We start from the raw sequence: 20,887 nt of genomic DNA, 5'->3' as shown, positions 1-20,887 counted from the left end.
ACGACGCCGCGTCCCGCGCGGGTTCCTGTCGCGGAGTGGTTTGCATCAGCCACTGTAGTTCTCCGGCGGCTGATGGTCTGTGAACCGATCCGGCAACTGCCGGAGCGCGCAGCTAACGGGAGAAGCCGTCCACAAATGGAGACGGCTTTCAGGGTCAGTTCAGCACAGCCGTGACCGCCTGGACGGGATCCTCGGCGTTATAGATCGCCCGCCCGACGATGGAATAGGTGCCCCCGGCTTGCATAACCTCGTTGTGCTTGCCGCCCTGGGCTCCGACGCCGCAGCAAACGATGACCGGGTCGGGACCAATAATGTCTCTGATTTCTGCGATCCTGTTGGGTCTGTTGCCAGGCGCCTGGGTGCCGTAGACCCCCATGTCAGCTGCAAGCCGGGCCATGTCGTTGGCAATTGGAGCGGTAAATAATTTCCCACCCGGATTCGTCAGTTCCAACTGGACAATGATGCCCACGTTATCGCCGGCGGCCTCCATGCATTCCGAAATCCCGTCGGGACCGACAAAGCCGTGCACCATTACGGCTGAACCGCCGTTGTCCGCCACGATTTTCACGATCTGGGCACTCGTATGCGGAACGTCGGCGACCTTGAGGTCAGCAAACACAGGCTTCCCGTAACGGTCTGCCAGTTTGCGGATCGTTGCAGCGCCCTCCCGCATTACCAGAGGGTTACAGACCTTGATAACATCGACATATTCACTGATGACATCGAGTACCCGGGCATTCTCATCGAAAGAGGGCAAATCCGCCGCGAATATAAGACCGGTGCGTTTTTCTCCCAGAAACTTGCTCATTATTGCAACTCCATTCTCGTGATCAGGTCGTGAAAAAATGCAAGGCCGGATTGCGCGTCGATCAGCCGCGAGAGCGAGAATTCGCATTCCGCGTTCAGCGTGAGCAATTCTCCGTCCGGGCCGTGCGCCACCAGTGCGGCGGGCTGCCTCAGTCGCAAGGTTCGCCAGCGGTCCTCGAGCAGAAGCGTGGCGATCTCGTCGAGTGTCGTTGACCTTAGATGGCCTACCAGGTGGATACGGTCGGGCTCCTCTGCGCAGGGGCGTGGTTCTTCGATTACAAGGCGATCGGATCGATATAGCGTCATGGCCGACCCGTCTCCTCTGCGACAAAGTCCGCAAATATCTGCACAGCCTCTACAGCGCTACGGATCTCGTCTTCACGAGTGAACCGGCTGATGCTGAAGCGGAGGGTGCCGACGTTTCCCAGACCCAGTTCTTCGTGAATTGTCGGGGCACAGTGAAGCCCTCCCCTGGCGATTATGTCCTGGCTGCGCAGAAAGGGAATCCAGTCAGCTTCCGGTGAGCCCGGCAGCTTGCAGGCGACAACGCCTGAACGCTTCTGATAGGGTCGCCGCCCGAGAGGCTGGATGCCGGGAACCGACTGAAGTCCGCTCCACAGCATCTCGGTGAGGTTTTCGATCCGACGGCGAATGTCGTGAGCACCGTCATTCTGCTCTTCAAGTGCTGCGCCCAGTGCAAGTATCGCCGGTAAATTCGGTGTGCCAACCTCAACGAAATTCCCGCCAGTATCGCCGAGCGCGAGTTCAGCTGAGTTGCTGCCTGTACCGCCGAGAATAAACGGAACAAGCCTGCGGCGTGCCACAAGCACGGCCGCACCAGGCATTGAATGCAGATGCTTGTGAGCCGGAAATACGATGAAGTCAGCGTCATCCAGATCGTCAATGGGGCAAAAGCCGACCGATTGTGACGCATCCACGAGCACAGCCGCTTTCGGAAATCGCGAGCGGATGCGCCTGATGAGCGTCGTCACATCGTAAACAGAACCGGTGACGTTACTGGTGTGGGTCAGGCAAACCAGTTTTGGCTCGTCAATGACGTCGAGAAAAGAAAAGTCGGGTTCCTCGTGAAGATCATGAACCCGAGCAACCTGCCAACTTACGCCCGGTATTCCGTTGAGTGTTCTCAGAACCGCGTTGTGCGACCGGTTGTCGGTAACGCAATGGTCTCCCGCGCCGACATATCCCCGGATTACGGCATTAAGCGCCAGCGTCGCATCCGAAAGGAAGAAGAGATGCGTGTGGTCCACTCCCAGCAGCGAGGCTATGCGCCCCCGCACCAGTTCGATTTGCGGCTCAGCGCTGTGACGCACATCCGATGGTATCGATTGCAGCGCCGCGGAATAGGCCTCTACCGCAGAGATGGCCTTTGGATATCCTGTGGTGGCGTTGTTAAGGTAGACTGACATGATACACCGGCTGCGGAGAGGTGAAGGAGGGAACAGCTGATTGCGAAAAACGGTCCTGTAGATCACGCTCACAGTTGCGGCAGTTGACGCACAGCGCCGGATATTCCTTCCATATGTGCGGCATAGGGATGCGATCCAGCGCCCAGGCGGTGACGCACACGGATGAATGGAAAAGCGGCACGAGGCCCTGTGCCTTTACGGCGGCGACGAAGGTATTGAAATCGTCATCCAGCGGGCGCGCAGTGAGACTGGCGTGCACAGGATGAGTATAGGCCGAGTCCTGTTGCTGCGTGGTTGTGTAGAGCATCCCGACACAGATCGCATCGGGTCGTTCCGCCTCCAGAACCTGGAGGACATGATCCAGGTCCTTCAGCGTGGCAGGCAGGAATGGCTTCAGATACATGCAGACGAATACACCGTGCTTGCGCGCCAGGGCGAAATTACGAATTCGATCGGCGACAGGGGCAGCCCGTGGCTCGATTTTGCCAGCCTTGGCGAGTGACGAGAAAGAGGTGAAGAGCACGACCTGATTAGGGTAGGCATGGGTGCTGATCACCTCCAGCGCAGCCTCCGGAACCTTTTCCTTCGTCGGAATCTGTACCGGATTGCCAAGTGAGAGCACTGCGCGCAGCACACAGAGAACCTTCTCTGTCGATCGTTCGTCCTTGAAGGGTTCGGAATCCGGGCAGAGCGAGACGATCGTGCCGTTGCGACCCGGCCGGAAATAGGGGGACTGAAGCAAGGCTTCGGCGCTGTTGGAAAGTGCGGCATCATCGACGAACACCTGGGGTCCCGCCGGGGAGATGATATAGCAATAGGAACAACCGCTACCGCAGCCCCGCGTCGTGATATTGATGAACACCCGGTCACCCGGCTCATCGCCCTGATTGAGAAAATGGATGTGGTCTGGAAAAGGCATTCGCAACTCCTACAAGGCAGATGACCGACTGGCGGTCTGCAAGCGGTTCTTGGATCAGGCGAATAATGGCAAAGATGCCCTCAGAGCCCGCTCGATGCGTGCGGACAGGTCGGACCAGTCAATCTCCGCGTGGGAAAGACAGAAGAAGGATGGGTGCCCCTGAAGGAGCAATATGCCGTGATCGGCAAAGATGCGGGGTATCTTCGCCCGCAGACCGAGATTGTTTTCTATGTCTTCGCTGAAGCGTAATTCAAACAGCGATCCCCCGAGTATCAGCTCGACATAGATCTGGTCTCCAAGGCCGACGTTTGCTGCAGCGTTGGTGAATACATTGACGAAGCGCTCGGAAATTTCTCCAAACATCGAATATCCATGCAGCTCTTCCATGAGCTGATGCGTCGCCGAGGCGGCGAAAACGCCCAAAAGCTCCTTGCAATAGGTTCCGCTTATCTTCGCCTCGAGGTAATCACTGGACATGGATGGCGGGCCGACAAGCAAAGAGACCGGTGCGCCGTTTCCGATTGCCTTGCCAAGCACGACGTAATCCGCGTCAAGACCGACTGCGGCGAGCGCTCCCATAGGTGAGACCCGTCCTGCGGTTTTTGTTTCATCCGCCACGACCTGAACACCACGATCGCGGCAGAGTGCAATCGCTTCGGAGAGATCCGCCGGCGACATCAATGACAACTGATAGGCGTCAAATAACAACGCGGCATAGGTATCGGGCGCATCGTCAAGAATCTGTCTCAGGCTGTCAATCCGCAGATCAATCCAGTTGACCACGGGTTCGCTCTCGCTCATCCCGCGAGTGAAAGAATTGGGGCGGATTTCACTGCGGTGCGGCGATGAAAGCCGCTCGTGCCATCGTGGACTGTTGCCGATCTGTGCGTCGTGCCAGCCTATATAGCCGCATCGGATCAGACCTTTACGGCCGGTTTTCTTGCACGCCAGCCGCGCGGCTGCAGTCATGGCGTCAGAGGAGTGCTTGAAGTAGCCAACGCTGTGATTTTGATAGGCCTCAGGCAGAAAGGCTTCGAGAAAATCGACGTGTTGTCCGGCATAACCCGGGAAGTGTATTGCGCCAGCCGCTTTCTGCTGAAAAATACTTGTGAAATCAGGCCGCGCATGACCCAGCACAACCGGCCCAAAACCCAGGATGAAGTCGTAATAATTGCGGCCCTTGGTGTCTGTAACGAGCGCACCGCTGCCCTCCCTGAAGAGGATCTCCTCCCCGTTTGACAGAAAAAATTGACAAACACCCGATGTTGCAAGCCTTACCATGTCACTCCCTCAATGTGAGTAAATCTCTTGTCGCGTCATCAGGCGAAAATTGCCTGGCGAACGCGCGGTAAATGTTCAGCGAGAATCTTGCGGAAGGTGCGAGATCCACGGCGCTGAATGCGTGCGGATCAACCAGATGGAAGCCACTATTTTTTGCCGGTTCGGCAACGGTCAGGGGACCGGAGCGCCAGCGGCAGATATAAGACACGACAATCCACTTCGCGGATGCTCCCGACGCTCCTTCCCGTTCATGCTGGAGGCGCATGTGAGAAAACCGCTCGATTTCAATTATGGCCGCTGTTCCGACTTCTTCTGCAATTTCCCGGTGCAATGCGTCCCGAAATCGCTCTTCGTCGTGGCATTGCCCCCCAATCCCCTCAAGGAGGCCAATATTGTCACGGCACATCGGTCCCCTCTTGATGAGAACCACTTGCCCTTCATCGTTCAGAACAAGTCCTTCAACGGCAAAATTGGTTGTACTGATATCGATGCCCAGCCGTGAGCGGGTCACAAAGAGTTCCGCAATATCCGTGGGTTCCGGGAAGGATAAAAGTGTAGGCATCAGCGCCCCTGCTCTTGCAGCAAGCGAGCTGAACGGGCAAAGCCTGCGATTGTCTCGCGAAGCCGGTCTCTGTCAGGTCCTGCCGAAAGGATTGACCGGGAGACTGTTGGGATTACACGCGATGCACTTGACCCGAACATTTTATGCGCGTCCTGCATCGTTGCCCCCTGTGCGCCAATACCCGGAGACAGGAAGAGGGATCGGGGCATTGCATCCAGAAGTGTTGCGCTTTCGGCTCCGCCCGTAGCGCCGACGACTGCGCCAACCGGCCCGATAGCGCCCTCATTTTCCAGGGCGTCGTTCCAGGCTGTGATGGATGTTGCGACATCAAGAGCGACGCTGCGCCCCTGCGTCATGGCGGATTGAACGGATGCGCCCTCTGGATTGGACGAGCGGACCACCACAAATACCGCCGTCTCCGTCGAAGCCGCTCGCCGAAACAGGGGCGATAGCGCCGAGGGTCCCAGATAAGGACTGGCGGTGACTGCGTCGGCGCCGAAGGCGCTTTCGGGCCCAAGCCACGCGCTCGCATAGGCTTCCATGCTCGAACCAATATCGCCGCGCTTCGCATCAGCGATAACCAGCAGGTCCCGCGACTTCGCCTCGCTTATGAAACGGGCAAGCACTTGCATGCCTTCGGGCCCAAAGGATTCAAAGAAAGCTACTTGCGGCTTAACGATGCCGGCCAGCCCGTCAAGGGCGTCAAGAAGCACGCGACAGAGCTGTGCCGCTCCCTGTGCATCGGGCGCAAGCCCCCACGATTGAAGAACCGTGGTTGACGGGTCGAACCCGACGCAGAGTGGTGACACCTTTTGAGCGGTTCGCATAAAGCGCGAGGAAAAGTTGGCGGATGACATGAATACCCTTTGTCGTCATTTCGTCTTAATAATGAGATTATGTTCATAAAAAACTCAAGCTAAAATTGTCGATTTTAAATCCGGACGCCGGATGGTGCTCGCGGATTGGATATCTAAGTAAATGTTAAATATAGATATTATTGAAAGTTTTATTTTTCGTCTGACAGAATTTTGAGCGTCGTCAGCGCTAGATTTAGCATCTTGCTTGTCTCAATAAATGTACTAATGTCAGAAAATATCACGATCGAGTTCGCCATCGAGCGACGGCTGCGGAGGAAGTGCGGCTCTTTCGCCATTTCCGCCCCGTGGATCAGGGAGATCGAAGAGCAGCCCTTTGGAAGCAGGCGTCCAAAAACATTCGGATCAGTGTTTGAGCAGAGAACAGGAGCGGGCATTGGCAAGAATTGTAATACTCAACCGGGTTGATCCGGAGCGCATCCGGTACGATCAGGTAATCGACCACGATATGCATGAGGTGACCTATATCGGTCAGTTCCTCGACGGGGTGTCGCCTGCGCGAGCACGGATCATCACCGCCAAACTGTCCGACCTTGATCCGGATGCGCTACCGGCGCTGATAGAAGAGGCATGCGCGAATTGCGACTGCCTGGTTGCACGCGGTGAGCGTGACCTCATTCTCGCCGCCCAAATCCGTGAACGGTTCAATATTCCCGGCGACACGGTCGCAAAGGTGCTTCCGATCCGCGACAAACTGACAATGCGAATGTCAGTCCGTGGATCAACCGTCAGCCAGCCCGCATTCTGGTCGCTTGCAAAATACAAGCGCGCGAGTGGCCGGATACCGCTCCATCAGACACTGGTGCTCAAGCCGCGACTGGATGCGGCCAGCAACGGTATCTGGATCGGTTCACGAAATGAACTTGATGCCCGCGTCGAAACCCTTCGTGAGACAGACTGGCTCGTCGAAGAATATATCCCCGGCGACATCCTTCATCTTGACGGGCTTTTGCAGGGGGGAAAGCTGGACATCCTGCAAGCATCGAAATACGTCAATACGTGTTTTTCCTATGCGGCTGGCTCAGCCCTCGGCTCAACGCAAATCGAAAATCCCGAATGGGCGAGCACGGCTGTAACGGAGCTTTCCCGCCTGCTCAACTATTCCGACGGTGGGTTTCACCTCGAAATGATTGTTGACGGCAATGGTCAACCACATTTTCTGGAATTCGCAGGGCGCATCGGCGGCGCCTATATCGCCGAAGCCTTCGAGTTAAAGACCGGTGTCAATCTCCACCACGCGGATTTGCGTTGTGCGGTTGGCGAAACTGCAAACGTTGTCCTCGGCCGGGGCGCCCAAGACATGTTTGGGTGGTTCCTCTTTCCTTATGGCGCGAACCTCGATTGCGGCTCGGTCAGGCAGACCTTTGACGACCAGTTCGTCCGGTGCCTGATCAACGCGCAACCCACCAGACCGGACGTTCCTTCCTATAGCGAAATCCATTCGCCGTTTTGCGGGATCGTGCGGAAACCGTCGTCTTGCGAGGACGTCATTCATGAAATTGTCCGTCACGTGACCGCAGTACCCGTGGCCAGCGCATCCTGAACCGGGAGAAATTTATGACGAACGAAAAATCGATATCCCCTCAAACACAAACCTGGGAAAAGCGGTTCGCGGACAGAGCCAGGAACATGCATGCATCGGAAATTCGGGATCTGTTCGCTTTGCTGGGAAATCCCGATATCATTTCCTTCGCGGGTGGATTTCCTGACGCTGATCTTTTTGCCTCCCCACAGTTTCTTGACGGCTATCAGAAATACCTTCGGGAGTGCCCGCAGGTCTCCCTGCAATATTGCGCCAGTGAAGGCTATCTGCCGCTACGACGCTGGATCGCCGGTTTCATGCACCGACAGGGCGTCATCTGCAGTTCAGACAACATCCTGATTACGTCGGGAGCGCAGCAGGCCATCGAATTTCTTTCTCGTCTCTTTCTCGAAAAAGGCAGCTCTGTTGCGATCTCAAAGCCGAGCTACCTCGGTGCACTGCAAATCTTCGACGCTTATGAACCCGACTACCGCTTTTTCGACGCGAAAGGGAAAGCTGCAGGGCGCCCGAGCCCAGACGCCGACGACGCCAGTCCCTTGAAGCTCATCTATGCCAATCCGGACTTCTCGAACCCGACGGGTGAAACGATGGGAACATGCGCGCGGCGTCGGCTGCTTGCCCTTGCACGCGATAATGACATTCCCCTGGTCGAGGACGCGGCCTACAGCGCGTTACGATACGAAGGAAGCACGCTTCCTTCAATCATGCAGCTCGATATCGAGGAATGTGGCTCGATCGAAAACTCTCTTGTTGTCTATTGCGGCAGTTTCTCCAAGACAATGACTCCCGGCATGCGGATCGGCTGGATATGTGCTGCAACCCCCCTCATCCAGAAGCTGGTGTTGCTGAAGCAGTCCAGCGACCTCAACAGTTCAACGATCAACCAGATGGTAATGCACCGCGTTGCAGCTGAAATGTTTGACGAGCGTGTGCTTGCCTCGCGGCAGGCCTATCGGCAAAGACGCGACAATCTGATCAGTGCGCTCGAACAATACATGCCCGACAAGGTCTGCTGGCAGAAACCGGAGGGCGGGATGTTCGTCTGGCTGACGCTGCCGGACGGTCTCGACGCCAATGCTCTGCTTGCCAAGGCTATTGCTCTCGAAGGCGTCGCTTTTGTTCCTGGTCGCCCCTTCCACCCCGATGGTTCGGGCCGGAATACGCTTCGCCTCTGCTTCACCTCCTGCCCACCGGAGCGCGCGCAGGAAGGCATCAAGCGACTGAGCCGCCTGATCACCGATGAAATGGCGGATCTCGGTTCAGTCGCGCCGCCGGAAATAGTACCGGTTCCCGGTCTCTGAGAGAGATTTTTCAAGCCTTGTGTGCTGTATGCGGGGCGTTGCAGTGCAGTCTGTCGCTTGCCGTGATTTCTGACGGTTGGGAAGCGTACTGTCCCGCACTAGGCTGGCGGGAGAACCGGGCCGCCAGGGCGGGAGACCAGGGGCGCGAAGGCATGGATATCATGCCTCTCGACTTTCAGGCCGTTCCTCCAGACGGGGTCGCTGCGTCTCAGGTACGTTTGTCTACAGAAAATGCGGGCAGGACGCCTCGGTTGTGTATGACGAACATCGGGAGCGAGAGGCGTTTTCCGGGAAGTGCTTCAAATGCGCAAACCGGTGGCGCCGGCAGGCGCGGGGCGTCTTGTCGTCACGTCTGAAGCGGGCGCAACCAGCTGCCATATCTCACGGAACACCTCTTCCCTTTCCGCTTGTGCCGCCACTATGTTCAGCTCGGGTGCCAGGCTCCTGAAGTTATCCATAACGCGGTTGATGGTCTCGATTGAATTTTCTTCGTGCTTCAGCTTGTCGCCATCGCGCGCCAGCAGCCGTTCCCTGACAATCTCTGCTTTGACGTCGAGATAGATCGCACAGTCTGGCCGGGGAATCCCCTGATTGATCGTCCGGATGAACTCCGGGTCGATCCCCCTGCTCCAAAAAAAGGCGACAGAAGAGAATACATAGCGGTCGCTGATGACTGTCTGGCCACGGGCAAGTGCAGGTATTATGACGTTGCTGCAGTGCCGCACCCTGTCTGCTGCCGCAAACAAAGCGAGTGCGCGGACGGTTTCCGGCGTGCCGCCATTGTTCAGGAACTGCTGGACAAGTTCGCTCTGGCGATACCAGTCCGATGGCTGTCGGGTCAGGACGACATTATGGCCGAGTTCAGCAAGCCGTCTGTGCAGAAGTTCGATCTGTGTCGTTTTGCCTGCGCCGTCGAAGCCCTCGACTGCGATTAACCTTCCAGGCCAGCGTGTTTGCGCCCAGTTGAAGGAATGAGTTTTAGTCATGCGCGTCTCTTTCCGTGGTTGCTTGCCCGACGGCTGCGCCGGCAAAATTGGTGGTGAGATAAATTGCTGCTGCAATTACGACGACACCCAGACCCCAGAAGACATAATGGGTTCGTACGCTTTCCACCCCCGTCAGCGCCGGCATTGAAAATACTATCAGTCCAAAGGCGCTGGTGACCGCCTGGGTATATGTGCGAACCCTGCCGATCGATTCCATGTCAGCCAGCTCTATCATTCGCCCGTCGCACAGGATCTTCGAGAACGAGAATGCAAAGCCCATCAGAAGATACAGACCCGCGACCGACATGGAGTTCAGTGAAAACGATACGATGGCGGTGAAAAGCCCCAGGGCGACGATGGAAAGATACTCGAAGCCACCCAGGCCGGACCGTCTCAACAAACGCGCGACGCAGGCCGCGGCGGCGATACCGCCGACTGACCAAAGTGCATCAATCAGCCCATATAGCTCGCTGCCGCCGTCAAGTTCGTTTTGCACCAGAAGCGGGAGCATAACATTCGACAACTGACCAACAGAAGTGCTTAAGCCAATCAGAAGAGCCAGCCGGCCAAGTTCCGGCTTGCGCAGGAAGAACCGATAGCCTTCCCCCATCTGCGCTAAATAGCTTTTCCGCGCACTGACCGGTGGATTTGCGTCCGGCAGACCGAGCAGGCAGACTACGACGAGAGCGCATAGAGCGGAACCGACGATGAAACCCGCATGGATCGGCAGCCACATCAGAACGACCCCTCCAAGGCCCGCCCCTGCAATCATCGATCCCTGCCGCAGACCGTTGGCAATTGCATTTGTACGCTTAATGTCGCCCTTGTCGACGATGGACTTCTGAATAGCGTCGAGGGCTCCGCCCTGGACAAGCGCCGCTGCGGCAATGCAGGCGGCGATGAGAAGAAGCATCGCATAGGACGGCGCGTAACCGAGCAGATGTGCAAACCAGGGCGTTGCCATCGCGCATCCGAACAACGTCTGTCCGAATATCGCCAACCGTTTTCTGCTGCGCCGGTCGATCAAGGCTCCGACACTTGGTGCCAGGATTACGTTCATGAGATGACCAACCAGAAAAGCTATGCCCACGAGAGCTACCGATCCCCCGATCAGTGCCGATGACCATCCGAGGGTAATCACCCAGAGGCCTCGGGTGACGCCAGCAAGCGTTATCGCCGTAAAATATCGGGAAATCAAAGGCGCGCGCCTCCTCATATTGTGGAAAAGTCTCAAAATTGATATATTACGGAGATTGATCACGCAATATATATTTTGAGGCGTCGGCAGCCTCGCGCTGCGGTTTGCCTCGACACCTCATAGATACGGCGTTTTGACGCAAAATCACTGCAATATTGCATTTTGTGGCACGTTCCGACGTCGCCTTGAACCTCTTGCGCGCCCATCCCACGGTTGTGACGTACGGTTGACAATGAGAAAAGTATAAATAATGATACTTTATTCGCAATCGTAGCCCTAGCAGGTGTCAAATGAATCTTATGCCGGCCACACCATCGACATTCTCGTTTTTAAACGGCCACCTGCGGATTGATCGCGATGAAATACTGGCCCGCTGTCGGCCAGCTGAGGGCGATATCGTCGTTTTGTCGGGGACGCTGGTGGAGGGTATCGGGAACAAGCACTCTGACATCGACGTCTACGTCATATGCGACGAGCTTCCGCCGGTCCGGCACACTGGCGATCACAGTTTCTTCATTGAGCAGAACGGCGGATTACGCACTTTCGTCGACTACATTCGTGAAGATGGCGTGGCTTTTGACGTCGAATATTATACCCGAGCCGAGGTCGAGGCGATGAAGGATGATGTTCTGGCACTTTACCAGCTGGCGCGTCGGGGAACAAAGACCTTGCGCAAAAAGCTTCCCCTTTCGTCCGAAGATGCGCTGCACAAGATGCAGGTCGGCATCACGGTCACGGGCAGCAGCGAATTTGTGCAACTGTTTCCGACGGACTTCTGGGAAAAACTCTCCTTCGTCCAATACCGTAATCGGACCGGTGGCTATCCCGAATTCAAGGATTTGATGGGTACATGGGGTTCCGGCGACTTCGATACCAGCCTCCTCGTCTGTACCATGTTTTTGATGGATCAGGCGGCCGGACTTTGCCATCTCGCCGGGAGCACCAACGCCAAGCCCAAATGGGTCATGCAAAACCTCAAGCGCCTGCCGGAACCGTTGCGTCCCCTTGGTCAGGAAGTTATCGCCTGGTACGGCTCCGCAGGCAGTGCAATATCCGACAGGAAGGCAGCAGTGCTTGCAGCCTGTGAATTGATGACCAAAATCTACGAGGCGAATACTGCACTCCTAAACGCCAGCGGCGATATTTTCTACTCGGCTGAAGAAGCTCTGCGCCTGACGCAGGAGGAATTCATGCGAGAACCTTTCCACGACCCGCAAACGGTCCTGGAGTTCGAATTCCGGCGGCTGCTTTTCAACACCGGCACGCGTTCGGTGCGGGAATTCCTCGTCCAGAACGTATGACTGGCAACAGGATTGCACGAAACGCCACGATCGGGGAAAGGGCGTTATAGCCACAAGCCGGCACGCCGGATGCTGCATCGGTCTGCGATCAGCACCAACGGTCCATAAAAATGTCATCGCCATCGGACGCCAGCGTCGCAGTCGACTGGACCACGGCGCGAGACTGCTGTTTCAGGCGGCTTCTGACCGAACTTGCAAATGTCGGGACAAACGCGGATGTGAGAGTCCGCAGCAACGGACCGTGTCTGGTGATGGGAGCCCGACTGGTCTTGTCCGCTATCAGTTCAGCCGCCCACGCATGGGTGCACGTCGTCGCTGGTTATCGTTTCGCCGACCCTTCGTACATCCCGGCAGTCAGAATCCGCGAAGGAAGACGGCAGAACACCGTGTGCTTCAGGATGACTGGAACCTGCCAACCAGGCGGCGTCTCATCAATTCGACAGCCTCATAAAAAGCCCAGCCGATCAGTGACAAAAGCATGACCATGCCGATGACAACGGATGTGTCGCTGTTTTCCTGACCCGATGACAGAAGATAGCCGATCCCTTCATTTGCGCCCATCAGTTCGCCGATGACAGCTGCCGTTATGGCAAGCGTTGTGGCGACTGCCATGCCTGCGAGGACCGACGGCAACGCAGTTGGCAATTCAATGTGGCGGAACCGCTGCCATGGGCTTAACCTGAGCACCGTTGCGAGATCACGGAAGCTGCTTTCACCATAGCGCAGGCCGGTCATCATGCCGGACATGACCGGAAAGAACGTGACGATCGCGATCAGAACGATCTTCGGAGCCGGCCCGATACCCAGCCACAAAAGCAAAAGCGGGGCGATTGCAATTTTTGGAGCTGTCTGCAGGAGCAGAACGAGCGGCGTGGCAAAACGTTCGACCCGGGGCAGCCGGACAAAGACTGCGCCGGCGAAGACGCCGGCAAGCGTGCCGAGCATGAACCCCGCGACAATTTCAGACAGTGTCACCCATATATGCCGGCCGAGGCTGGCGTTTTTGTACAGGAAACCGAACCTGTGGAATACTTCGACGGGCTCCGGCAAAAGAAACGCCGGCACGTCGAAGAGATAGATGATTGCCGTCCACAGAAAGAAGGTTGCGGTCAGACCCGCCACGCCACGCAGAAGCATCCTTATTGGCCGATCGAATAGGGGTCGATAACGAAATCCGCGGCCTTGGGAGGAGTGTCGATCACCTTGTATTGCGCCAGGATGTCGGCATTCTTCTGCCAGCCCGCCATGTCGGCCGCGCCAAGGCCCTTTTCCCTGGTAAGGGTGCTCTGCCAGACGGAGGGCACGAATGTCTGTTCAAAAGCCGTGGTCAACATGGGCTTTTGATCCCTGGGCCAGGTTGGCGCGTATTTTTCAAGCGCGATATCAAGCGCCTCAGACACGTGGCCGTCTATTACCCATTGGTACGACTGGGTGATTGCAGTGGTGAAGCGCCTGGCAAGATCGGCGTTTTCCGAAAGTTTGCTGTCGCTGGTAACAACCACATTGCCAAAGGAGGGCAGGAAGTCGTTGGACAGAATCATGGTGACCTTGGTGCCGTCGGCTTCCAGATTGTATTTTCGCAGTTCGGAAAAGACTATGGCATCGACCTGATCAGCCTGCAGCGACTGGACGATCGCTCCTGTCGCCACCACTTCGACCGAAACGTCGTCAAGTGTCAGGCCGGCGCGTTGCAAACCAACCTGAAGCTGGAGGTAGTTGGGGCTGGCAAGGCTGGTGACGGCGACCCTCTTGCCTTTCAGGTCCGCGTAAGATCTGATTCCGCTCTCTTCCTTCGCCAACAGCGCGCCGATACCGCGCTGATATGTGGTGTGGATCACCTTGACGGGCAGACCGTTAGCCACAGCGGCAACGACCGCATCACCATTCGGAAAGCCAAAATCGACATTCCCGGCAGCAATGTTGGTGAGAATGTCAGCCGCAGCGGCGTAAATGAATTCAACCTTGATTCCGTTTTTTTCGAAAATCCCTTTCTCCACACCTGCGTAAAGGGGGGCGTAAAACGGTGCGGCAGCACCGTCGATCTGAAGTATCACCTTGTCTGCAGCGCTCGCCGTCATGGCAACAAGTGGCGAAAATGAAACAGCAATAAGACCGGCCGCGGCCGCGCTGGAAATTTTGAACATCGTTTGACCCCTCGGTTGTTTACGGTCTGGAGAAAGCGCGTCCCGCAATGCGCAGAAGATTTCGCTGGGTGGGCTCGTAATCGTCGAGCCATTCATCTGTGGCGCGATTTCCGTGAATTCCGAGGAGGCAACCGGTTTCGAGTCCGATTGCACTTCCGACTGTCAAAAGGATCTCGCTTTCCATTTCGACGCCAATCGCACCCAGAGCCTGGAAGTGGCCGACGAAATTTCCACACACGTCCCGACCGTCGTCGACAGGCCGGTAGCGGCGGTCCTGGCCCAGATAATAGCTGTCGGTCGACGCGACCATGCCGGTGCGACAGGTGATGCCAAGTTCGGAGGCCGCATCGACCAGGCCGGTGACGATACGCGAGGACGCCTTGGCCTTGCCGCCAGCCATGCGGTAGGTGCGCGCAGAGCCGGTATCGCCTACAGCATGGTTTACTGCGACGAAAGAGCCGGGCGCATATTGCGCCGCCAGCGCCGACATGCCTCCGATGCGCACTACCTTCCTGGCGCCGAGCATGGCAAGTTCCACCAGGGCGATTTCAGTCGAGGGGCCGCCAATGCCGGTGGAGCATATGGTCAGTCTCCGGCCCTCGTAGGTGCCGGTTATGACTGCAAACTCCCGCTTGCGACCGAAATCGGTCACGTCCTCCATCATGTCGGCGAGCAAACGGACACGGTCCGGATCGCCAGGCGTTAGAACATTTTCTGCAATGTCGCCGGGCCCGCAGGGCAGATGCGGCGGCCTGCCGTTGTTCCAGGGAAAGGCGGCGCTTGTCATTTCCTCGTCCCCTTCCACGAGAGAAGCCGGTTTTCCAGCGAGGACAAGACGACATGCATCACAAGACCGAGTGCGACGGTCAGCAGAACGGCAGCAAAGAGCAGCGGCGTCTTGTAGGTAGCGGCGGCATAGGTCATCAGGTATCCAAGTCCGAGCTTTCCCGACATCCACTCGGCCAGCACCGCACCAACCAGCGCCTGGACCGCGCCGATCTTCAGGCCGACGAAGATCTCCGGCAGGGCCGACGGAAATTCGATCTGCATAAACCGCTGGATTTTGCCGAGACCCAGAAGTGTCGCCAGGTCCCTCATTTTTGGATCGAGCGTTCGGAACCCTGACAGGGCACCAATAAAGACCGGGAAGAACACAAGCGAGAAGACAAGGATGATTTTGGACAGAACCCCAAAGCCGAACCACACGATGAAGAGGGGCGCGAGCGCAATTTTAGGTGCTGTCTGAAGGATAACGAGCGGGCCGTCCAGCCAGACCGAGAGCTTCGGAAAACGCGTCATCGCGTAGGCCAGAGCGATGCCGGCGATCAGGCCCAGGAAGAGCCCGAGCACGATGTTCTGGATGGTGAAGCCGAGATGCAGCCAGAGATCACCGTTGCTCGCAATGGCGACCAGTGCACCCCAGGTGCGCGCAGGGGAGGGCAGAAGATACGCAGGCATTGCCATCGGACCAGTAGCAAGCCACCAGAGTGCAAGCAGCGCTGCCAGTGACAGGATATAGTCGAGACAGGCGGTGAAGTGCCTTACCATTATTGCGGCTTCCCGTCACGGGTTTCGCCAGGCGTACGTAAATCGCGGCGAAGCCGGGCGACGAGTGAGTGGTAGGCGGGGTCGAGTTTGGTTTCTTCGCCGCGTGGTCGCGCGAGATTGACCTCATGGATAGATTTCAGTTTGCCCGGACGCGCGGTCATCACCATGACCCGGTCAGCGAGATAGACGGCTTCTTCGACGCTGTGGGTAACCAGCAGGATCGTTTTTCCGGTGGCCTGCCAGATCCGCAGCAGTTCATCGTTCAGCGTGTCTCGCGTCAGTAGATCGACCGCGGAGAACGGCTCGTCCATCAACAGGATCGGTGGATCATCCGATAACGAACGGGCGATTGCCGCGCGCTGACGCATTCCACCCGACAGCTCGCGCGGCAAAGCGCCCTCGAAGCCGAAAAGGCCCACCATCTTGATCAGATCGAGTGCAATCCTGTTCGCCGCAGCGCGAGAAACCCCGGCGGTGTCGAGGGGAAACCGGACGTTTTCGAGGGTCGTTTTCCAGGGAAGAAGAACCGGCTCCTGAAAAACGAAGCCTACCGGACGCTTATGGCCGGCAGTGTCGAGCCTTATGGTGCCGCCGCTTGGGTGGTCAAGACCGGAAATCAGGCGGAGGAGCGTCGATTTCCCGCAGCCTGAAGGCCCAACGATCGAGATGAATTCGCCTGGCCTGACGTCAATGGTTAACGGCTCAAGCGCAGTCACTGTCCCGTGGTCAGCGACAAACGTCTTGTGGATGCCTGCGATATCGATCATCGGCACGGATTGCGTCACCCTCATTCTCCGTATCCCGAACAAGAAACCGGCGTCGCCCGACTGCCTTCCCTGTCTGTCAGTTTTAGTCGCGTGAATAGAAAGGTTTCACAAAAAGTTTCACAAAGCAAGCTACGTTCTCAAAGATGATACTTATATCAATAGTATGCTTTTGACCGAAGTGATTCCGGCGTCGGGCAGCTCACAGCGCGTCCCCGCTCGACAGATTTGTACCGAAGTCGCCGGTAAATCCGCCGCAGCCTGATTATTAATGCGATAAATCTCAATTTTGAGAATCTTGTTGACTTTTTATGCGTTGAGGGACATGTTTTGTTTTTGAACGCTGGAGTGCACATGACACTTTGTTGCCTTATCGCCCGACGCTGATCTGGGTTTTGGTCGCGCGATGACGGTTTTTTCCGTCTGCGTACTTTTCTCTCTGTCTATGCTTGCCTCAACAGCGGACTTGGCCCCTGGAGGATAGCCCTTTTTTCCCCGGATTCACGACATGTCAGCCAGTCTTTGTGCTTTTCCAGCTTCTGCTCCTCTTCCACCCCGTCGATCCATTCATGAGGTCGAGACGATCATAAAACGACACGAGCCGGTAAACGGCCAGTACCGCCTGATGGTGCTCTCGGCCCCCGATTCAGTCCTCGATTGCCGGCCGGGCCAGTTCTTTCACATTCTTTGCCCTCAGACGGATCGATTCCAGCCATTTTTCCGTCGACCGATGAGCATCTACTCGTATGACCTGGAAGAAGGAGAGCTTGCCTTCCTCTATAAGGTGGCTGGTGCCGGTACCCGTGCGCTGTCTGAACTGAAGGCAGGCGACACGCTGGATATCGTCGGCCCAATTGGCCAGGGTTTCGAATTAAAGGCTGAATGGCAACGGCCTCTTCTTCTAGCGCGGGGTGTAGGGCTGGCGACGCTTGCGCCGCTTGCCAGGGAATGTGCGTACACGGGGCGGCGACTGACCGCGATTTGCAGCGCACGCTCTCCCGAGCTTCTTATGTCTACAGATCTTTTTCGCGCTTATGGCGCGGAAGTCATCACCGTTACCGATCTGGAAAGCAATTCAGGCGTGGAGAGCCTGACACCGCTAATCGATAAGCTGGTCGAAAGCCACCAGGTCGATTCTCTCTTCACCTGCGGGTCGGCCCGCCTGATGCGCATGGTGCAGGACATCGCTACCAGGCATGCTATTGGGGGTCAGGTTGCACTGGAGCAGCACATGGCGTGCGGCATTGGCATGTGCCAGGCCTGTGTACGACCCTTCAAGCGCTCGGCAGAGGCAGTCAATCTCAGGGTCTGCCGTGAAGGTCCTGTCTTTGACCTCGATGAGGTGCTGTGATGACGGATCTTTCCACGCGGATCGGAACTCTGTCGCTAAAGAACCCGATCATGCCGGCATCCGGTACATTCTCCGAAGAATTGGCGGATGTTTTCGACCTTGACTGCATTGGTGCGCATGTGACCAAGACCATCACCCGAGAAAGGCGTTCAGGCAACCCTGTGCCACGTGTCTGTGAGATCCGTGGTGCAATGCTGAACTCGATCGGGATACCAAGCAAGGGCGCGGAGTGGTTTGTCAGGAACACAATTCCTTTCTACACGCAGTATGAGGCGCCTCTTGTCGTCAGCATATCCGCGGGAACGGCCGACGATTTTGCCCGGTTCTCCGAGGAGATCAGCATTCCAGGTGTTGACGCGATCGAGGTCAATATTTCCTGTCCCAATATTGAAGATCACGGCAAGGCCTTCGCCATGCGTCCCGGTTCGACCGAAAACGTGATTCGAAAAATCCGTGACGCAACGGATCTGCCTCTCTGGGCAAAGCTTTCGCCCAATACAGGTGAAGTCGTGGAGGTGGCGCAGGCGGCCGAAGCGGCAGGTGCCAACGCACTCGTCGCGGCCAATACCATGCTAGCCATGGCCATTGACAGCCGCACCGGCGAGATCCGGCTTGGGAATGTCATGGGCGGCCTGTCGGGCCCGGCCATAAAACCAATCACGCTGCGCATGACGTATCAATGCGCTAACGCGGTTTCCATCCCTGTAATCGGTTGCGGCGGCATCTCTACGGTTGATGACGTCATCGAATATCTGATGGCCGGCGCACGTGCCGTGCAGGTGGGCACCGCCACTTTCATCAGCCCCAATACCATGCCGCGTCTTGTCCGTGAGCTCGAAGCTGCGCTCATTGCCCGCGGCCTCGCCAGTGTGGATGCATTAATCGGCACTGCAAAACTTGCCAGAGAAACAATCGCTCTTGCGGAGTATACCTGATGTCTGCAAGCCTTGCGAACACGGACGAAATCAACGACCTGTCCGGCACAGCCGTCCATCTGTTCAGGCAGGTCGCCAAACAATCCGCCGATCTCGAAGGCGTCAGTCGACCCGCGTTCTCCGATGTCGAAACTGATACGCTGCAGTTCCTGATGGATTTTGCCCGTGCTGAAGGGCTGGCCGCTGTGTGGGATCAAGGTCGCAACGTCGTATTCTCGCTACCCGAACATCAGACGGCCGATCGCTTTGTATTATGTGGTTCACATGTCGACAGCGTTCCTCGCGGAGGGAATTTCGACGGACTGGCCGGGGTTCTGTCAGGTATCATGTGCCTGGTTCGCGCCAGGCGAGAGGGCAACAGCTTCTCCCAACCCGTAAAGGTCATTGCCATGCGCGGCGAGGAAAGCGCATGGTTTGGTCCCTGCTACGTGGGGTCCAAAGCTCTTCTTGGCGTACTTTCACCGGAGGAACTTGCCGCAAGACATCGAGGTGACGGACGGACGCTTTCCAACCATATGGAAGCCGCAGGGATCGACATGGAGCCGATCCGCGCCGGCAGACCGATTATCGACGCGAAACGTGTGAGCGCCTATCTCGAGGTCCACATCGAGCAGGGTCCTGTTTTGGTAGAGCGCAATCTGCCGACCGGGATCGTGTCGGGTATACGCGGTAATTTTCGTTACAGAAAAATCGCCTGTTATGGCGAGGCGGGTCATTCCGGGGCGGTTCCCCTCGCCTATAGACATGACGCGGTGCTCGCCATGGCGGAACTCCTCAACGTTCTTGACGCCGCCTGGCATGAATTTGTCGCCGCCGGCCGTGATCTCGTCATAACCAGTGGCATGGTTTCGACAGATCAACAGAAACATGCATTGACCCGGATCCCCGATTTTATAGAGTTCAGTCTGGATATTCGCAGCCAGGATAGCGGGATGCTTAACAGCATGCATTCGTTTGTTCTTGCCCAGATCGCTCGTATCGAGCGCGAGCGCGCGGTTCGTTTCGACACCGGTGAAGCTTTATGGACGAGCCCGGCGATCTGCGATGAGAAACTCATCGCTCATCTGGAGGAGGCCACGAGGGCGACAGGTTCACCCGTTTGCCTGCTTGCATCAGGTGGCGGCCATGACGCGGCGGTGTTCTCGGAAGCGGGAATTCCATCCGGTATGATCTTTATCCGCAATCGCAACGGATCTCATAATCCGCAAGAAGCGATGACAATGGAGGATTTCGACGTCGCGACGGACATCCTCTATCAGTTTCTGGTCAACCCGGTTGCATTACCTTCGAGGGAGCCCTCCCCTCGGGAAAAAGAAAAGGCGAAGAAACCCATGTTTAAAATGATTACAGATATCATCCGGGAAAAAGGTAACGGCTCTCGGGCTTATCACAGCGCCGCAACCGTGGCCCGGAAGGCCGCGCTGGCGGATCCCGAGCGGGCTGCTGGCTATTTCATTCTTGCGGTGGCAGCCCAGGAGTTTGCCGATCTGCATTATGGCGAGGCCACGCAGGCGGATGTTTTTGACCGCGAACTGGACCGCTTCCAGAATGCCGTAGACACGCTTGACCTGGCATTTGGGGGCTCGGACGCAGACCAGAAGCTGAAGGCTATATCAATGATGGCAATACATTTTATTGCCGGGGAGCAAGGCCAGCAGCTTTAAAAATGCCACCTCGCCTATTGCGCCTTTGGGTGATCGGGGCCGCCCCATAGGAGGCGATGCCGAAGGGATGACGAGCGTCGGGTTTCACCTGATCGACGAACACCGAACCGTTAAAGATCGCCGCATTGATGGATAATGTCGCCGAGCAAATGGCGCGTGAAGGCGTTGAAGCAGCCGTGAAGGGCCATAGCGCCACCCTCGCCGACGACGAAAGGTATGAGGAAGACCAGTATAAATTCAATCCTTTCGGCGTCGTCAGCATTGGCGGCGACAAGCTTTAA

Annotated in this window: 20 protein-coding genes and 1 pseudogene; 7 read left to right on the top strand and 14 right to left on the bottom strand. The window is 56.9% G+C overall.

The annotated features are described in order from the left end of the window. Positions 1-154 precede the first annotated feature (154 nt). The 7 genes from pyrF (WDZ78_RS17560) to pyrF (WDZ78_RS17530) are packed head-to-tail and all read right to left on the bottom strand — an operon-like array spanning position 155 to position 5,853. On the bottom strand, positions 155-808 hold the full coding sequence (pyrF, locus tag WDZ78_RS17560) for an orotidine-5'-phosphate decarboxylase (protein ID WP_020010257.1): 654 nt from the start codon (positions 806-808) through the stop codon (positions 155-157). Continuing rightward, positions 808-1,113: a hypothetical protein gene (locus tag WDZ78_RS17555; protein ID WP_425673742.1), complete on the bottom strand. Its 306-nt coding sequence runs from the start codon at positions 1,111-1,113 to the stop codon at positions 808-810. The genes pyrF (WDZ78_RS17560) and WDZ78_RS17555 overlap by 1 nt, the downstream gene beginning before the upstream one ends. Continuing rightward, positions 1,110-2,234 (bottom strand): aminotransferase class V-fold PLP-dependent enzyme, encoded by a 1,125-nt coding sequence (locus WDZ78_RS17550; protein ID WP_425673741.1) that lies wholly within the window; start codon positions 2,232-2,234, stop codon positions 1,110-1,112. The genes WDZ78_RS17555 and WDZ78_RS17550 overlap by 4 nt, the downstream gene beginning before the upstream one ends. Continuing rightward, positions 2,218-3,153 (bottom strand): hypothetical protein, encoded by a 936-nt coding sequence (locus WDZ78_RS17545; protein ID WP_080864563.1) that lies wholly within the window; start codon positions 3,151-3,153, stop codon positions 2,218-2,220. Before WDZ78_RS17545 ends, WDZ78_RS17550 begins: the two co-directional genes overlap by 17 nt. Before the next feature lie 54 nt (positions 3,154-3,207). Next, positions 3,208-4,434 carry an aminotransferase class III-fold pyridoxal phosphate-dependent enzyme gene (locus tag WDZ78_RS17540; protein ID WP_425673740.1) on the bottom strand — a complete coding sequence of 409 codons (1,227 nt, stop codon included), beginning with the start codon at positions 4,432-4,434 and terminating at the stop codon, positions 3,208-3,210. A gap of 1 nt (position 4,435) precedes the next feature. After that, positions 4,436-4,996: an NUDIX hydrolase gene (locus WDZ78_RS17535; RefSeq protein WP_425673739.1), complete on the bottom strand. Its 561-nt coding sequence runs from the start codon at positions 4,994-4,996 to the stop codon at positions 4,436-4,438. Beyond that, positions 4,996-5,853, bottom strand: coding sequence for an orotidine-5'-phosphate decarboxylase (gene pyrF / locus WDZ78_RS17530; RefSeq protein WP_425673738.1), 858 nt, complete (start codon positions 5,851-5,853; stop codon positions 4,996-4,998). The genes WDZ78_RS17535 and pyrF (WDZ78_RS17530) overlap by 1 nt, the downstream gene beginning before the upstream one ends. A 394-nt stretch (positions 5,854-6,247) precedes the next feature. On the opposite strand from pyrF (WDZ78_RS17530), the gene WDZ78_RS17525 reads away from it, so the two are divergent. Together WDZ78_RS17525 and WDZ78_RS17520 are read left to right on the top strand one after the other, a co-directional pair. Continuing rightward, positions 6,248-7,414, top strand: a complete 1,167-nt coding sequence (locus WDZ78_RS17525) for an ATP-grasp domain-containing protein (protein ID WP_425673737.1) — start codon at positions 6,248-6,250, stop codon at positions 7,412-7,414. A gap of 14 nt (positions 7,415-7,428) precedes the next feature. Next, on the top strand, positions 7,429-8,715 hold the full coding sequence (locus WDZ78_RS17520; protein WP_425673736.1) for a PLP-dependent aminotransferase family protein: 1,287 nt from the start codon (positions 7,429-7,431) through the stop codon (positions 8,713-8,715). A 299-nt stretch (positions 8,716-9,014) separates the two neighbouring features. Here WDZ78_RS17520 and tmk read toward each other — a convergent pair whose 3' ends face one another. Together tmk and WDZ78_RS17510 are read right to left on the bottom strand one after the other, a co-directional pair. Beyond that, entirely contained in the window at positions 9,015-9,701 is a 687-nt protein-coding gene (tmk, locus tag WDZ78_RS17515; RefSeq protein ID WP_020010247.1) for a dTMP kinase, read from the bottom strand. Beyond that, positions 9,694-10,917: an MFS transporter gene (locus WDZ78_RS17510; protein ID WP_425673819.1), complete on the bottom strand. Its 1,224-nt coding sequence runs from the start codon at positions 10,915-10,917 to the stop codon at positions 9,694-9,696. Before WDZ78_RS17510 ends, tmk begins: the two co-directional genes overlap by 8 nt. A gap of 272 nt (positions 10,918-11,189) precedes the next feature. On the opposite strand from WDZ78_RS17510, the gene WDZ78_RS17505 reads away from it, so the two are divergent. Then, complete coding sequence (locus WDZ78_RS17505; protein WP_020010245.1) at positions 11,190-12,200, top strand: hypothetical protein; 1,011 nt, start codon at positions 11,190-11,192, stop codon at positions 12,198-12,200. A gap of 393 nt (positions 12,201-12,593) precedes the next feature. Here WDZ78_RS17505 and WDZ78_RS17500 read toward each other — a convergent pair whose 3' ends face one another. Genes WDZ78_RS17500 through WDZ78_RS17480 form a run of 5 tightly spaced genes read right to left on the bottom strand, consistent with a single transcriptional unit; the run spans position 12,594 to position 16,683 of the window. Beyond that, on the bottom strand, positions 12,594-13,337 hold the full coding sequence (locus WDZ78_RS17500) for an ABC transporter permease (RefSeq protein ID WP_020010244.1): 744 nt from the start codon (positions 13,335-13,337) through the stop codon (positions 12,594-12,596). A 2-nt stretch (positions 13,338-13,339) separates the two neighbouring features. Further along, positions 13,340-14,344: an ABC transporter substrate-binding protein gene (locus WDZ78_RS17495; protein WP_425673735.1), complete on the bottom strand. Its 1,005-nt coding sequence runs from the start codon at positions 14,342-14,344 to the stop codon at positions 13,340-13,342. A gap of 19 nt (positions 14,345-14,363) precedes the next feature. Beyond that, positions 14,364-15,131, bottom strand: a complete 768-nt coding sequence (locus WDZ78_RS17490; protein WP_425673734.1) for a nucleoside phosphorylase — start codon at positions 15,129-15,131, stop codon at positions 14,364-14,366. Further along, entirely contained in the window at positions 15,128-15,892 is a 765-nt protein-coding gene (locus WDZ78_RS17485; RefSeq protein ID WP_425673733.1) for an ABC transporter permease, read from the bottom strand. Before WDZ78_RS17485 ends, WDZ78_RS17490 begins: the two co-directional genes overlap by 4 nt. Then, complete coding sequence (locus WDZ78_RS17480; RefSeq protein WP_425673732.1) at positions 15,892-16,683, bottom strand: ABC transporter ATP-binding protein; 792 nt, start codon at positions 16,681-16,683, stop codon at positions 15,892-15,894. The genes WDZ78_RS17485 and WDZ78_RS17480 overlap by 1 nt, the downstream gene beginning before the upstream one ends. 481 nt (positions 16,684-17,164) lie before the next feature. On the opposite strand from WDZ78_RS17480, the gene WDZ78_RS17475 reads away from it, so the two are divergent. From WDZ78_RS17475 to WDZ78_RS17460, 4 genes and pseudogenes are all read left to right on the top strand, one after another. Then, entirely contained in the window at positions 17,165-18,007 is an 843-nt protein-coding gene (locus WDZ78_RS17475; RefSeq protein WP_425673731.1) for a dihydroorotate dehydrogenase electron transfer subunit, read from the top strand. Beyond that, positions 18,007-18,942, top strand: coding sequence for a dihydroorotate dehydrogenase (locus tag WDZ78_RS17470; RefSeq protein ID WP_425673730.1), 936 nt, complete (start codon positions 18,007-18,009; stop codon positions 18,940-18,942). Before WDZ78_RS17475 ends, WDZ78_RS17470 begins: the two co-directional genes overlap by 1 nt. Then, the gene (locus tag WDZ78_RS17465) at positions 18,942-20,606 is read left to right on the top strand and encodes a Zn-dependent hydrolase (RefSeq protein ID WP_425673729.1); all 1,665 of its coding nucleotides are present in this window, start codon (positions 18,942-18,944) and stop codon (positions 20,604-20,606) included. The genes WDZ78_RS17470 and WDZ78_RS17465 overlap by 1 nt, the downstream gene beginning before the upstream one ends. A 40-nt stretch (positions 20,607-20,646) precedes the next feature. After that, positions 20,647-20,887: pseudogene (locus WDZ78_RS17460) on the top strand (hypothetical protein); the annotation flags it as partial.

This window comes from Agrobacterium sp. M50-1 (assembly GCF_049843495.1).
In the GTDB taxonomy this organism is placed as follows: Bacteria; Pseudomonadota; Alphaproteobacteria; order Rhizobiales; family Rhizobiaceae; genus Agrobacterium; species Agrobacterium radiobacter.
Note: the sequence above shows the minus strand (reverse complement) of the source record. Positions and strands in the feature narration are given on the sequence as shown.